The 13277-nt window shown below is 67.5% G+C and carries 15 protein-coding genes; 5 read left to right on the top strand and 10 right to left on the bottom strand.

The features are described 5' to 3' along the window. Positions 1-2: 2 nt before the first annotated feature. From AB0P21_RS12625 to AB0P21_RS12610, 4 genes are all read right to left on the bottom strand, one after another. Positions 3-425, bottom strand: a complete 423-nt coding sequence (locus AB0P21_RS12625) for a DoxX family protein (RefSeq protein WP_363696087.1) — start codon at positions 423-425, stop codon at positions 3-5. A gap of 223 nt (positions 426-648) precedes the next feature. Continuing rightward, positions 649-1290: a PadR family transcriptional regulator gene (locus tag AB0P21_RS12620; RefSeq protein ID WP_363696085.1), complete on the bottom strand. Its 642-nt coding sequence runs from the start codon at positions 1288-1290 to the stop codon at positions 649-651. 175 nt (positions 1291-1465) lie between these two features. Further along, on the bottom strand, positions 1466-2254 hold the full coding sequence (locus tag AB0P21_RS12615) for an SDR family oxidoreductase (protein ID WP_363696083.1): 789 nt from the start codon (positions 2252-2254) through the stop codon (positions 1466-1468). Between the two features lie 42 nt (positions 2255-2296). Further along, complete coding sequence (locus AB0P21_RS12610) at positions 2297-2656, bottom strand: nuclear transport factor 2 family protein (RefSeq protein WP_363696082.1); 360 nt, start codon at positions 2654-2656, stop codon at positions 2297-2299. Between the two features lie 78 nt (positions 2657-2734). On the opposite strand from AB0P21_RS12610, the gene AB0P21_RS12605 reads away from it, so the two are divergent. After that, the gene (locus AB0P21_RS12605) at positions 2735-3529 is read left to right on the top strand and encodes a MerR family transcriptional regulator (RefSeq protein WP_363696080.1); all 795 of its coding nucleotides are present in this window, start codon (positions 2735-2737) and stop codon (positions 3527-3529) included. 128 nt (positions 3530-3657) lie between these two features. Here AB0P21_RS12605 and AB0P21_RS12600 read toward each other — a convergent pair whose 3' ends face one another. The 4 genes from AB0P21_RS12600 to AB0P21_RS12585 all read right to left on the bottom strand — a co-directional run bounded on the left by AB0P21_RS12600 (position 3658) and on the right by AB0P21_RS12585 (position 7099). Next, positions 3658-4098 (bottom strand): hypothetical protein, encoded by a 441-nt coding sequence (locus AB0P21_RS12600; RefSeq protein WP_363696079.1) that lies wholly within the window; start codon positions 4096-4098, stop codon positions 3658-3660. A gap of 1240 nt (positions 4099-5338) precedes the next feature. After that, positions 5339-5524 carry a hypothetical protein gene (locus tag AB0P21_RS12595; protein WP_363696078.1) on the bottom strand — a complete coding sequence of 62 codons (186 nt, stop codon included), beginning with the start codon at positions 5522-5524 and terminating at the stop codon, positions 5339-5341. Between the two features lie 114 nt (positions 5525-5638). Continuing rightward, complete coding sequence (locus tag AB0P21_RS12590; protein WP_363696077.1) at positions 5639-6421, bottom strand: SDR family NAD(P)-dependent oxidoreductase; 783 nt, start codon at positions 6419-6421, stop codon at positions 5639-5641. After that, positions 6422-7099, bottom strand: coding sequence for a TIGR03089 family protein (locus AB0P21_RS12585; protein ID WP_363696075.1), 678 nt, complete (start codon positions 7097-7099; stop codon positions 6422-6424). Positions 7100-7157: 58 nt separating this feature from the next. On the opposite strand from AB0P21_RS12585, the gene AB0P21_RS12580 reads away from it, so the two are divergent. The 4 genes from AB0P21_RS12580 (at position 7158) to AB0P21_RS12565 (ending at position 11461) form a co-directional block, all read left to right on the top strand. Next, positions 7158-7343, top strand: coding sequence for a twin-arginine translocase TatA/TatE family subunit (locus AB0P21_RS12580; RefSeq protein WP_363696074.1), 186 nt, complete (start codon positions 7158-7160; stop codon positions 7341-7343). A gap of 90 nt (positions 7344-7433) precedes the next feature. Then, positions 7434-8921 (top strand): M1 family metallopeptidase, encoded by a 1488-nt coding sequence (locus AB0P21_RS12575; RefSeq protein WP_363696072.1) that lies wholly within the window; start codon positions 7434-7436, stop codon positions 8919-8921. Between the two features lie 78 nt (positions 8922-8999). Beyond that, a complete protein-coding gene (locus AB0P21_RS12570; protein ID WP_363696070.1) occupies positions 9000-10337 on the top strand; it encodes a hemolysin family protein in 1338 nt (445 codons plus the stop codon). Continuing rightward, entirely contained in the window at positions 10334-11461 is a 1128-nt protein-coding gene (locus AB0P21_RS12565; protein WP_363696068.1) for a hemolysin family protein, read from the top strand. The genes AB0P21_RS12570 and AB0P21_RS12565 overlap by 4 nt, the downstream gene beginning before the upstream one ends. Here AB0P21_RS12565 and AB0P21_RS12560 read toward each other — a convergent pair. After that, positions 11424-12245 (bottom strand): heme ABC transporter ATP-binding protein, encoded by an 822-nt coding sequence (locus AB0P21_RS12560; protein WP_363696066.1) that lies wholly within the window; start codon positions 12243-12245, stop codon positions 11424-11426. The genes AB0P21_RS12565 and AB0P21_RS12560 overlap by 38 nt on opposite strands. Then, the gene (locus AB0P21_RS12555; RefSeq protein ID WP_363696064.1) at positions 12242-13258 is read right to left on the bottom strand and encodes an iron ABC transporter permease; all 1017 of its coding nucleotides are present in this window, start codon (positions 13256-13258) and stop codon (positions 12242-12244) included. The genes AB0P21_RS12560 and AB0P21_RS12555 overlap by 4 nt, the downstream gene beginning before the upstream one ends. Positions 13259-13277 lie beyond the last annotated feature (19 nt).

Here is a 13277-nt window from a genome sequence, read left to right as displayed (position 1 = left end):
TCTCAGCGCCTGAGCAGCGTGCCGACGACGGCCTCGGTGCGCGACCACCGCGTCCTTGCGATCACGGCCGCCACGATGAGTAAGGCGAGCGGCAGCCAAGGGCTCTGCTCGAGCACGAATTGATCGGTGATGACAGCACCGGTCAGCAATGCCGCCAACCCGAGACTGGCCAGGCCCGCCAGAGCCGGGATCAGAAGTCCAACCCCTCCCGCGACCTCCAGCGCTCCGACCAGGTACCGGAGCCACTGGCCAGCCCCGATGTCGGCGAACATGTCCACCATGACCGGGTCGCCGGCGAGCTTCGAGATTCCGCCGCCGGCGATTATCGCCGCCAGCACGACGTGCAGAATCCAGACCCCGATGCTGCTCGCCCGCCCGGGCGTGTGCGCAACGGTTTCCGAGCTGTTCTTGGGGATGGTGCTCATTCGGCTCTCCTTGTCGTGTCCGGGTCTGGTAGCGGTGATGGCTTTGGCCGAGTGGGCCGGGTTGTCGGAGTTGATTTCGACCAAGTGCTCGCGGTAGCGGCCTCTACTTCTTGTTGCGGTAGAGGTTCGATTCCTTCCCTCGGCGTTACGAACGGATTGGTGAGCTAGTCAAATTTGACTACTTGGCCAGAGCAGACGAGGACAAAACGTCTGGTCAAGTTGGTCAGACGCGTATCTCGAGGTGATCGGGGATCGTTCGCCACGAACCCGGATCATCAGCCATGGTGTAGGCGCCCTCGGACAGTCGTGTGCTCAGGCTCTTCGCCCACTCCAGTTCGGTGCGTGCCTGTCCCGCCCACAGTTCGGCCTGATCGCGGACGTGCTCGGGGGCGTCCCTATTGGGGTGCTCCCGCCACTTGGCCTGCACTACGAGCTCCGCTTCCAGGCGCGCGACCCGCTCGTTGACCTGCGCGATGGCATCTGTCCTGGTCAGCATGGGCAACATGGCGATGGACGCGTTGAGCATGTCCGAGTCGTGGGTGCGCCGCAGACCGTCGCGGACCAACTCGACGATCTCCTCGCGGCCCCGAGTTGTCGCGCGGTACAGAACGCGCTCCGGCCCGGAGTTGCCCGGCTCGGCGTGTTCGGTGAGAAGGCCATCAGCCGCCGCCTTCTTCAGCGCGTGATAAATCGAGCCGCGCTTGATCTTGGCCCAACTCTCCGCACCCCAGCTCTCCAGTTCGGACCGCACCTGGTAGCCATGCGCGCCGCCGGAGAGGTGCACGATACCGAGCACCAGAAGCTTCGTCGCCGATATGCGCCCACCTCCGCTCAACCCTCTCGTCTCGATCGCGAGCTTTCCCATGGGTTCGATTCCTTCTCCCCTGTCGCGAACGGATCGATGAAGCGCTAGGCAAGTTTGACTACTTGGCCAGAATGCACGAGGAGGAAACATCTAGTCAAGTTTGTCTAGAAGCGCTTCTTGAGGTGATCCTTCGACCGGGGCGGCCCAATCTCCTCCAGGCCGCCCCGCCATTGATTCAGACGGTCGGAACCGTGCCCCCATCGATGACGTACTCCGCGCCCACGATGGCCGAAGCGCGGTCCGACACCAGGAACCCGACCAGATCGGCGATCTCCTCGGGCTGGGCGAACCGCCCCAGCGGAACCCCGCCGAGGGAGTCGAAGATCGTTTGCTTTGCGGCCTCGCGGGTGAGTCCGTTGCCCTCGGCAATCCGGTCCACGAACCGCTCGTACGCCTCGGTCTCGATGCCGCCGGGGCTGATCGCGTTGACCCGCACGCCGCGCGGTGCGAGTTCGTTGGCGAGGCCTTTGCTGTATGTGCGTAGCGCCGCCTTGGCTGCGGCGTACGCCAGCGACGCGTCGTACTGCGGTAGTTCCCGCTGGATCGAGGTGAAGTGCAGCACCACACCCGACCCGGCCGCGGTCATTGCCGGCAGGAGGGCTCGGTCGAGCCGCACCGCACCCAGGAAGTTCAGGTTCAGTTCGGTCAGCCACTGGTCTTCGGTGATGACCGCGAATCCGCCCGACGGTGTCGAGGCGCCGCCGACGACGTGCACGAGGATGTCGAGGGCGCCGACGGACTCGGTGATGCGGTCCGCCACGAGCTGGGCGCCGTCGACGGTCGACGTGTCCGCCTCGATGAACCGGTCGGGGCGGTCGTACCCGGTGGGCATCGTCCGGGCCGTGGTCCACACGTCGGCGCCCATCTCCCGCAGGCGGGTGACGACGGCTTTGCCCGAACCCTTCGACCCGCCGGTGACGAGCGCGTGACGGCCGTCGAGGCGGTCACGTTCTTTGCTGGACATTTCTCTTCTTTCTTCTGACGGTTCGGTGGTGCGCGGTCGGGCTCAGGCCTCGTGGTTGGCGATGACGAGTTCGGCCACGAGGTTGCCGCGGAGGGTGAAGCGGTAGTCCAGGTCGGCGACGCCGCCCGGGAAGGTGCCCTCGAGGCGCAGGGTCGCCACCCAGTGGTCGTCGTCGACGCGGTGGGCGCCGATCTGCTCGGTGGTGTACTCGAACTCGGCGCCGGCGTCGCGCAGGAACGCGTGCACCTCGTCGCGGCCCCGGAAGGTCTCGTTCTGGTCGACGATCACAACGTCTTCGACGAGGTACGACGAGGCTGTGTCCGCGTCGTGCACGATGCTCGCTGCGAGGAAGTCGCGGACGGTGGTCGGGAGGGTGTCGGAGCGCAAGTTGGTGTTTGTCATGTCGTCACCGTGCGGCCTCGCGGCGCAGGAGGGTCAAGCGTTGGACCCTCTCCCAGGGAGAGAGTCCACACTGGATGTGTGCTGACCATCGGGGAGTTCTCGCGTCTGACCCACCTGAGCGTGCGGACCCTGCGCCGCTACCACGAGGGGGAGTTGCTGGAGCCGGCCGTCGTGGACGAGGTGACCGGCTACCGGTACTACTCCGTCGAGCAGATCCCGACCGCGCAGGTCATCAACCGGCTCCGCGAGCTCGACGTCCCCTTGAGTGACGTACAGCAGATCCTGCGTACGCCGGACCCCGGCGTACGGTCCACCCTGGTCGCGGGTCACCTACTGCGCTTGGAAGCTGAGTTGGATCGCACCCGGGCCGCGGTCACCTCGCTGCGCCGCCTCCTGCAGCCCGGCCCCGCGCCGATTGAGGTCGAGCTGCGCGCCGAACCCGCCCGCGAGGTCGCGGCGGTTGAGGCAGTGATCGGCCACGCCGACGTCGAGGCGTGGTTCGCCGGTGCGATGGCCGAGCTGGAAGCGGCCGTGGGCGCGGGTGTGACCGGTCCGCCCGGGGGTACCTACGACAACTCCCTGTTCGAGGAGGGCCGCGGCCGGGTGCTGCTCTACCTGCCGACCTCCACCCCGCCGCACACCGGACGGGTGCACCCCGTGACCCTGCCAGCCGCGGAACTGGCGGTGACCACCCACATCGGCGAGCACGACGGCGCGGACGTCACCTACGGCCAGCTCGGCGCGTGGGTCGTGGAGAACGCGATGTCGGTTGCTGGGCCCGTGCGGGAGGTCTACCGCGTGGGGCCGCGGGATGTGAGCGATCCGGCCGCCTGGCGCACGGAGATCGGGTGGCCGGTGTTCCGCGTGACCTGAAGGCTTCTGGACAGTGGACCGCCGTCTTGGCTGACGACGGTCGACGTCGAGTTCGATCCGGTCGCATCCGTCGGAGACCCCACCAGACCTCTAACGAGATTTGCGCGCAAGTCGCGAGGTCTCCTGGATCACTCGGAGGCCGACAAGACCTGCCGATACTTCCTCCGCAACCAACGCGGATCGATACCGGAAACCACCAATGCCGTGTGCCGCCGCACACCGGAGTACCGCTCCTCCTCCGCGCTGGACTCGAAGTCACGTCGGCTTCCGAACACGACCACGGTGCGGTAGTCGACCGGATTGATGACGTTCTTGGTCCCCAGGACCGAGAATGCCCGCTCCCCACTGTGGACCCTGAGGGCACACAACTCGGCCAGGAAAACGGCGTCGTCCACGGATGCGATGTAGACGTGAACTCTCCGCCCGCAAATGACGACTGCCATGATCAGATTGGCAAGGTCTTCGTAGGTGACGTCGCCGCTGAGCGCGAACGTCGCCAGATTATGCAGAAACTTTTTGTCCGATCTACGCCTACAGAACATGCCCACCTCCGCATCCCAGGTTCGCACTCGCTTGAAGCGACGGCGGTCCGTTGGCAGCGACCTGCCGTCAGGCTTCGGCGTCGCCGATCGCGCCGGTGGCCGCTCCTGATTCGGGAAGGCCTTGGATGGGTCGTAGAGCTGTCCGGTCTGTGGGCAGTTGCAGAGATCCCGGGTCTATACGGACTCAATCCGGTAGGCGCTGTTCGGCACCCATTAGGTATGGTCCCCGTCCCGCATCCGGTTCTGCGAGGTGACGCGCAGCGTCACGAGCCTGTGGCGGGGCGGCGTACGGGAGGTGCCTGCGTTCACCTGCCGCATGGGGGTGAGTCCACCTTGCATCGAGTGCTGCGAGGTGACGCGAAGCGTCACGAGACCTGGTGAAGGCAATGTGGCCAGCCGAGATCAGCACCACCGCCCGCAAAGGGGGTGTGGTTCCCGTCCCGCATCCGGTCCTGCGAGGTGACGCCCAGCGCCACGAGCCTGCGCCGGGCGCACGAGCAGGTGCCTACCTTGACCTTCTGCATCGGGTGGGTCCGGCTTGTAGCGAGTACGGCGAGGTGATGTGTCGCGGCTTGAGTCAGGCTGGGCATCCGGCACGAGCCGGGCTGGGCGCCCCGGCATGCGGAGGCCCGCGGCTCGTACTCTCCGGTTAGGGGGTGCGTTCCCGTCCCGCATCTGGTTCAGCGAGGTGACGCCAAGCGTCACGAGCCTCTGGCGGAGGCGGTGTGGCCGGGCGAGATCAGCACCATTGCCCGCAGAGGGGGTGTGGTTCCCGTCCCGCGTCCGGTACTGCGAGGTGACGCGAAGCGTCACGAGCCCGGGGCGAGCGGCGAACGGGCAGATGCCCCGTTCGCCTGCCGCATGGCGAAGTACCCGCCTCGTATCGAGTACCGCGAGGTGACGCGTACGGGGGCACGAGCTCGGCGGGGTGAGTCGGTGTACTTGGGTGCGGGGTAGTTGCTGGGTTCGCCGCATCGGGGTGGGATTGCCGTCCCGCATCTGGTTTCAGCGAGGTGACGCGCAGCGTCACGAGCTCTGGCGGGGGCGGCGTGGTCAGGCGAGAGCAGCACCACCATCGGCGAGGGGGGTGTGCGTTCCCGTCCCGCGTCTGGTCCCGCGAGGTGACGCGTAGCGTCACGAGCACGCGGCGACGTGCCATGAGAAGGAGGTCGCACTCAGTCCTCGGATAGGGGTGCGGTTCCCCGCTCCGCATCTGGATCAGCGAGGTGACGCGAAGCGTCACGAGCCCCTGGCGGGGGCGGCGTGGTCAGGCGAGAGCAGCACCACCGCCCGCGAAGGGGGTGTGGGCCCCGTCCCGCATCAGGTCCTGCGAGGTGACGCGAAGCGTCACGAGCCTGTGGCGGGCGGCGTACGGGCAGATGCCGACGCTCATCTTCCGCATGTCGTAGTACCCGCCTTGCATCGAGTACTGCGAGGTGACGCGAAGCGTCACGAGCCCTGGCGCGGCGGGGTGTCTGGTCGGAGGTGTCCGCCGATTCTCCGCAAAGGAGCGCGGTCCCTGCCCCGCATCAGGTCCCGCGAGGTGACGCGAAGCGTCACGAGCCGGCTAGTCGGTCGGGTAGTCCTTCCGAAAAGGCCCCGAGGGCGTGAGATCAAGCAATCCCGGCCCAGTCAGCACACCGCCCTCGACCGGCAACGTATGCCCAGTGATCCACGCAGCATCCGGCGAAGCCAAGAACGCCACCGCAGCCGCGACATCCTCCGACTCGCCAACACGACCCAGCGGATAAAGCGCCTTGAATCGCTCGAGCGTGTCCGGCTGGTTGTCCCAGTTCGGCGTCCGGATGGTCCCCGGCGCGACCACGTTGAAGCGCACCCCAAGTCCGCCGTACCGTGCGGCGAAGTTCTGCGTCATCGCGATCTGACCGGCCTTCGCAGTCGCGTACTCGATGTTCCCGAAGGCGGCGATGCCGTTGACCGAGCTGATCGTGACGACGTTGCCGCGCGACTTCACCAGATGTGGCAGCGACGCCTGGATACAGCGGGCGGCGCCGACCAGGGTGAGGTCGAGTTGGCGGTGCCAGTCCTCGTCGGTGGTGTCTTCGGGGACGGAGTTGACGATGCACCCGCCCGCATTGTTGACCAGGACATCCAGTTGGCCGAAGCGCGAGATCGTGGCCGCGACCGCAGCGTCGACCTGTTCGCGGTCGGTCACGTCGAGCGGTACTGCGAAGCCGTTGAGCTCGGCCGCCAAAGCCTCGATCTTGGACTGCTGCAGATCGGTGATCACCACCGAGCCGCCCTCGGCCGCGATCCGTCGCGCGACCGCTTCGCCGATTCCTTGCGCGCCCGCCGTGACGAGCGCGACCTTGCCCGAAAACCGCTGCATCTAGAGCTCCTCCAACACTCGGTCGACCTTCTCGTCCGCGACGCGCCGGTCGAGCTTCGCGGGGTCCAGGTTGCGGCACAGCACGATCGAGCCGCCGCCGGCGATCACGCCGACCAGCGTGCCGATGCCCTCGGCGCTGACCAGTGAGGTCGTGGTCAGGACACGATCGCTGATCGGCGCGGCGCCGGCGATCAGTTCGGCGTGCGTTCGACCGTCGTACGCCGGACTGCCAGCGGTCGGCGGGTCGAACGGGACGAACAGATCAGGGTGGTTGTAGACCTCGGCGCCGTAATCGTGGACCCCCGCAGGCAACGGCTCGCGGAACCGCCCGCCCAGTGGGAGCAGCGCGGAGGCGATCGTCTCGCGGGTGCCGTGAACGGCGAAGTCGGGGCCGGTGATGGCGAGCGCGCCGTCGCCGGTGGTGACGGCGGCGCCGGCCGACCAGGTCGACAGCGCCCAGACCACGCCGAGCCAGTGCGCCGGCAGCCCGATCGCGACTGTTTCGCCGGACTCCAGGTCGTACTCGTCGACCAGCAGGTTGGCGGTCTTCGCCACCCAGTTCGCGGTGGTGACCGCGCTGAGCTCGATCCGTTCGCCGGTGACGTCGTCGTAGTAGGTGAGGAAGGGATTGGCGCCGTCCCGCCGTACTGCGGCGCCGAACAACTCAGGAAGGGTCACAGCGCAACCCTACGGTGCCGCAGTATCGTGGTTGGGGCATCGGGAAAGAAGGACTGTGATGGCTTCACTGCTGGCGCTGCCGGAGGGCGGCGAGTGGATCGTGCTGCTGGTCGTGGTGGTGTTCCTGTTCGGTGCGAACAAGCTCCCCGACCTGACCCGCAACGCGGCGAAGGCGCTGAACGAGTTCCGCAAGATCAAGGACGAACCAGCCCAGCTCGAGGAGAAGCACAAACCTCCGGTGTAGTCCGCCGCGGTGGCCTGCGACCTGGGGATGAGTCGGGATGGCGACCAGGGGGTGATGCGGTGGTGACAACGCGTCAATAGGTTCGTCGGTATGAAGAAACCCCGTCGCATCGTCGCGACCGCGCTCGCCCTGACCACCCTGGGAGCGGGACTCACCATCCCCTCCGCTCTGGCCGCACAACCTGCCACCGCAGGCGCGCCGGGCATCGGCGACAAGGTGTGGCCGGAGCTCGGCAACGGTGGGTACGACGTACTCGATCAGCAGCTCGCGTTCCGGTTCAACGACAAGCTCACCGACTACACAGCCAGTACTACGCTCGCCGGCCGCGCGACGCAGAGCTTGAGTCAGTTCAATCTCGACCTGCTCGGCCCCGCGGTCACCGAGGTGCGGGTCAACGGGCTCCGGGCGACCTGGAAGTCAACCCCACAAGGGGAACTGGTCATCACGCCGAAGCGGGCCCTGGGCAAGAACACGCGCTTCGTGGTCAAGGTCGATGTCAAGAGCAAGGTCACCGGCGTCACCGATCCGAACGTCGCGTTCCCGCCCGGCCTGCTCCACTACGACGACTGGGTGCAGGCGATCAACCAGCCGTCCGGCGCTCGCCGGATGCTTGCCGTCAGCGACCATCCGGCCCAGAAGGCGCCGGCCACGATCAGCATCACCGCACCGGCCCGGCTGAACTCCATTGCCAACGGCAAGCTCATCCGAACGGTTGCGAGCGGCAAGCAGATCACCCGGGTCTTCCGCGAGGACCGCAAGCTCGCGACCGAGTTGCTGCAGCTCGGCGTCGGACCGTTCACGGTGCTTCACACCAAGGGCCCGCACGGGATCGATATGCGGCATGCCGTGCCGACCAAGCAGCTGGCCGACATCAAGCCGCAGCTCAAGTCGTTCGACGAGTCGGTGCGGTTCATGGAGGCGCGACTCGGCCGGTTCCCAGGCGTCCGGGCCGGCTCGTACGTCGCTCCCGTCGGCGGCGAGCTGGAGACGCAGGGACTCACCCTGATGTCGGCCGACGCGATGACCAAGGAGGGATTCGAGCAGAACGGCACCGACACGGTCGTGCTGCACGAGATCTCGCACGAGTGGTTCGGCAACTCGGTCTCGCCGAAGCAGTGGGCGGACCTGTGGCTGAACGAGGGGCACGCGGTCTTCTACCAAGATCTGTGGTCAGCTGCCAAGGGACGGACGACGCTGGCCGAGTCGATGCGCCGTACCTACGTCGAAGAGGGCAACAAACTGCTGGTCAACGGCCCGATCGCCAAGCCTGACCCGGCCAAGTGGCCTGGTGACAGCGCAGCGCTACGCCCGTACGGCTCCGCGGCGTACGGCGGTGGCGCGTTGGTGCTCTACGCCTTGCAGCAGACCGTCGGCGCCAAGACCTTCAACCAAATCGAGCGCACCTGGGTCCGCGAGCACGCGAACGGGCTCGGCAGCACCGAGGAGTTCATCGCGACCGCCTCAAAGGTGGCGCACCGCGATCTCGGTCCGTTCCTGCGCTCCTGGCTGTACGGCACCAAGCTGCCGGCCATGCCGGGGCACCCGGACTGGAAGGCCGGAACATCCGCAGCTAGTTAGGTTGGCTTGGCTGATCAGATGAGCCAGATCGGGAGACCCGCAATATGTCGGCGGGCGGCGTACTCGTAAGGTCGCTGCATGTTGATCGTGATCGGCCTGGTGCTGATCCTGGCGTTGACCATTGCCACCGGGTACTTCGTGGCCCAGGAGTTCTCCTACGTCGCGGTGGACCGCAACCGGCTGCAGGCGCTCGCCGACGGTGGTGACGCCGCCGCGGCCCGAGCGCTGAAGGTGACGTCCCGGCTGTCCTTCGTGCTGTCCGGGGCGCAGGTCGGGATCACCGTGACCGCGCTGCTCGCCGGGTACGCCGCCCAGCCGTATCTGGGTCAGGGAATCGAGGACCTGCTCGGTACGGCGGGCCTGCCGGAAGGCGTCAGCCTGTCGGTCTCGGTGATCCTCGCGTTGCTGCTGGCAACGATCATCCAGATGGTGTTCGGCGAGCTGGCCCCGAAGAACCTGGCGATCGCCCGGGCCGAGGCGATCGCGCTGAAGCTGTCCCGATCGACACTGATCTACCTGGCCGTCGCCGGGCCGCTGATCCACGTCTTCGACGCCACCTCGAACCGGATCCTGCGCCGGGTCGGGATCGAGCCGGTCGAGGAGCTCCCGCAGGGCGCGACCGCGCAGGACCTGGACCGGATCATCGCCACCTCGTACGAGCAGGGTCTGCTCGACGAGGACACCATGCGGCTGCTGGACCGCGGTCTCGACTTCCGGCACCGCAACGCCGTCGAGGTGATGACGCCGCGGGTGGATGTGCTGACCGTGCACCGGGACGCGCCGCTGACCCGGGTGGTGGAGCTGCTCGACACCGGGCACAGCCGGTTCCCGGTGATCGGGGACACGGTCGACGAGGTGGTCGGCGTGATCGCGATCGGCGACGTGGTCGAGGTCGAGCCGGCTGACCGGTTCCACGTGCTGGCCGGGTCGCTGGCCGCGGAGCCGGTCGTCGTACCGTCCACGTTGCCGCTGCCCGCGGTACTGCAGGCGCTTCGTACCGCGCACCGCCAGCTGGCCATCGTCGTGGACGAGTTTGGCGGCTTCGCCGGCGTGCTGTCGCTGGAGGACATCGCCGAGGAGCTGGTCGGCGAGATCCGCGACGAGGACGACCTGCCCGAGGCCGAGCTGATCGAGAACCCGGACGGATCGTGGACCCTGCCGGCGCGCTGGCGGGTCGACCAGGTGGCCGAGGCGACCGGGATCGAGCTGCCGGAGGACGAGGACTACGACACGGTGTCGGGGTTGATCATGGCCCGGCTCGGGCGGATTCCCGACGTGGCGGACGAGTTGGTGGTGGAGCTGCCGCGGCGCTTCGACCATGACGGCCGGCGGGTGCCGACCGAGCTGGTCAGGCTCCGGGTCCAGACCGTACTGCGGCACGTGCCCGGCATCGTCGTACTGGAGCGGATGGCATGAGTACTACGGTCGCCTTGCTGATCTCGCTGTTGCTGCTGATCCTCAACGGCTTCTTCGTCGCCGCGGAGTTCGCGCTGGTCGCCTCCAAGCGGCACCGGCTCGAGCAGGCCGCCGCCGAGGGAAGCCGGTCCGCGCGGGCCGCGATCGCCGGAGTCAGCGAGCTGTCGCTGATGCTGGCCGGCGCGCAGCTCGGCATCACCCTCTGCACGCTGGGACTCGGCTCGCTGTCGGAGCCCGCGGTCGCGCATCTGCTGCATCCGCTGTTCGAGCTGGTCGGTCTGCCGGAGAACGCCGGGCACGTGATCTCGCTGATCATCGCGGTTGGCGGGATCGGCCTGCTGCACATCCTGCTGGGCGAGATGGCGCCGAAGTCGTGGGCGATCAGCGATCCGGAGCGGTCGGCGTTGCTGCTGGCGTTGCCGTTCCGCGGTTTCACGTACGTCGTACGCCCGTTGCTGGTGGTACTGAACGGGATGGCGAATCTCTGCCTGCGGCTGGTGAAGGTCACGCCGCAGAACGAGTTGGCCAACGCACACGGGCCGGACGAGCTGCGATTGCTGATCGAGTCGTCTCGCGAGCACGGCACGCTGGAGGCGCCCGAACACGACCTGCTGACGGCGATGCTGGCCCTGCAGAACACGACTGTCGCTCAGGTGATGACGCCGACCTCGCAGGTCTCCACCGTGCCCGCTTCTGCGGCTGCGCGCGAGGTCGAGCTCACCAGTCGGCGTGAGGGCCACTCGCGACTCGCGGTGGTGACGACCGGTACTACGGCTGTCTGCGGCATCGTCCACGTAAGTGATGTGGCTCGGGCGACCACGCGTGGTGGGACGACGTTGCGGGCCTCGGATTTGATGACTGAGCCGCTTCGGTTGCAGGCGACCACGCCTGTGGCTGCTGCGATTCGGTTGATGCGGGAGCGGCGGTCGCAGCTGGCCATCGTGCAGGAGGGTGACGAGCCGGTGGGGGTTGTCGCGCTCGAGGACCTGCTGGAGGAGGTGATCGGGGAGTTCGACGACGAGACCGATCCGATCATCTCGGCGGCGGCTCGCCGACCGGCTGGCGGCTCTGGAGGTGCTGCTGGGTCTAGTGGCGCCGGCGGGTCTGGCGGCGCGGCAGGATGACCGGCTCGCCGGTGGCCGGGTGTGGACAGACCTCGACTTCGTGCTGGTAGACCTCGCTCAGCAACTCCGCAGTGAGTACTTCGGCCGGCGGACCGCACGCGGCTAGCTGACCATGAGAGAGCACCGCCACCCGATCCGCGTACCCCGCGGCGAGGTTGAGGTCGTGCAGCACGATGACCACCGCGTCGCCTGCCGCCGCCTGACGGCAGGCGAGCTGGAGCACGTCCTCTTGGTGGTGAAGGTCGAGCGCGGCGGTCGGCTCGTCCAGTAGCAGAAGTTGCGCCTGCTGGGCGAGAGCGCGAGCCAGCGAGACCCGGGCTCGTTCCCCTCCGGACAGTGAGCTGAAGACCCGCTCACCGAACGGCACCACATCAGCCAGCGCCATCGCCGTACCGATTGCTGTCTCGTCGTCTTCGGAGCGATCGGTGCCGGACCACGGTGCGCGGCCCATCTCGACGATCTGCGCAACGCTGAACGGGAACGAGATCGTTGCCTGCTGCAACATCACGGCGCGGCGCATGGCCATCTCGACCGCGGACCAGTGCTGCAGTGGCTCGTTGAAGAGAACTGCCTCGCCACTGTCGATCGGGAGGTCGCCGCACAATGCGCTGAGCAGGGTCGACTTGCCGGCGCCGTTCGGGCCGACGAGAGCGAGCACCTGGCCGGCTGTGACGTCGAGAGTCACGCCATCGAGGATCTTGGTGCCGCCGAGGCTGACGTGCAGGTCGCGAACGGCGGCGATCGTCGTACCGGGGTCGAGGCGGGTTGGTAGCCGGCGTTTCATCCCCACCCTCCCTGGCGGGTTCTGGTGCGGCGTAGCAGCCAGAAGAAGAACGGTGCGCCGACGAGTGAGGTGACCATGCCGATCGGGAGGTCGGCGTTGCGGATCAGGGTGCGGGCGATCAGGTCGGCGCTGATCACCAGGACGGCGCCACCCAGGGCGCTTGCTGGGAGCAACAATCGGTGGCCGGGGCCGGCCACCATCCGGATCAGGTGCGGGACGACGAGACCGACAAAACCGATGATGCCGGCGAAGGCGACGCTGGCGCCTACGAGTAGTGCGACGACGATGATTGCCAGCAGGCGAAGGCGTTCCACATCGACGCCGAGGTGTGCGGCCGATCGGTCGCCGAGGGAGAGCAGGTCGAGTTTGTGGCTCAGTGCAAAGGCGGCGATCAGGCCGACTGCGGTGAAGGGCAGCACGGCGCCGACGGCTTGCCAGGTGGCGCCGTTGAGGCTGCCGAGTTGCCAGAAGACGAGTTGCTCGCGGGCGCTGGTGCTGGCGATGAAGGTGGCGAAGGAGATCAGGGTGAAGGTGAGTGCGTTGACGGCGATGCCGGTCAGTACCAGCGTCACCACCTCGGTCTTGCCGCCGGCTCGGGACAGCACGTGGACCAGCAGGGTGGTGATCAAGCCGGTGACGAAGGCGGCTGCGGCGATCGTCCAGTCGCCGAGGAAGGTGACGCCGGTGACGATCACCAGGCTGGCGCCGACGGCCGCGCCGGAGGAGACGCCGACGATGGACGGCTCGGCCAGGGGGTTGCCGAAGATGCCTTGCATCAAGGCGCCTGCTGTTGCGAGGGAGGCACCGACCAGGACGGCCAGAGCGACTCGCGGGAATCGCACCTTCCAGAGGGCGTTGTCGCCTTGTGGGTGATGCGGCAGCGGGCCGAGGTCGAGGGGGAGGTTGAGGTGCAGGACTTGTTCCAAGGTGTGGTCCAAGCGATGCATCACGGAGCCGAGGATCTCGCCGGCGGGGATCGGTAGCTGGCCGATGCCCGCGGCGACTACAGCCATCACGAGCAGGGTTAGTACA

Source organism: Kribbella sp. NPDC056861 (assembly GCF_040687575.1).
Classification (GTDB): Bacteria; Actinomycetota; Actinomycetes; order Propionibacteriales; family Kribbellaceae; genus Kribbella.
Note: the sequence above shows the minus strand (reverse complement) of the source record. Positions and strands in the feature narration are given on the sequence as shown.

Excerpts from the sequence above, each read along its gene's own strand:
- AB0P21_RS12620 (WP_363696085.1), bottom strand. The coding sequence starts at position 1,290 with ATGGGAAAGCTCGCGATCGAGACGAGAGGGTTGAGCGGAGGTGGGCGC.
- AB0P21_RS12625 (WP_363696087.1), bottom strand. The coding sequence starts at position 425 with ATGAGCACCATCCCCAAGAACAGCTCGGAAACCGTTGCGCACACGCCC.
- AB0P21_RS12615 (WP_363696083.1), bottom strand. The coding sequence starts at position 2,254 with ATGTCCAGCAAAGAACGTGACCGCCTCGACGGCCGTCACGCGCTCGTC.
- AB0P21_RS12610 (WP_363696082.1), bottom strand. The coding sequence starts at position 2,656 with ATGACAAACACCAACTTGCGCTCCGACACCCTCCCGACCACCGTCCGC.
- AB0P21_RS12590 (WP_363696077.1), bottom strand. The coding sequence starts at position 6,421 with ATGCAGCGGTTTTCGGGCAAGGTCGCGCTCGTCACGGCGGGCGCGCAA.
- AB0P21_RS12555 (WP_363696064.1), bottom strand. The coding sequence starts at position 13,258 with ATGGCTGTAGTCGCCGCGGGCATCGGCCAGCTACCGATCCCCGCCGGC.
- AB0P21_RS12565 (WP_363696068.1), top strand. The coding sequence starts at position 10,334 with ATGAGTACTACGGTCGCCTTGCTGATCTCGCTGTTGCTGCTGATCCTC.
- AB0P21_RS12575 (WP_363696072.1), top strand. The coding sequence starts at position 7,434 with ATGAAGAAACCCCGTCGCATCGTCGCGACCGCGCTCGCCCTGACCACC.
- AB0P21_RS12580 (WP_363696074.1), top strand. The coding sequence starts at position 7,158 with ATGGCTTCACTGCTGGCGCTGCCGGAGGGCGGCGAGTGGATCGTGCTG.
- AB0P21_RS12560 (WP_363696066.1), bottom strand. The coding sequence starts at position 12,245 with ATGAAACGCCGGCTACCAACCCGCCTCGACCCCGGTACGACGATCGCC.
- AB0P21_RS12570 (WP_363696070.1), top strand. The coding sequence starts at position 9,000 with ATGTTGATCGTGATCGGCCTGGTGCTGATCCTGGCGTTGACCATTGCC.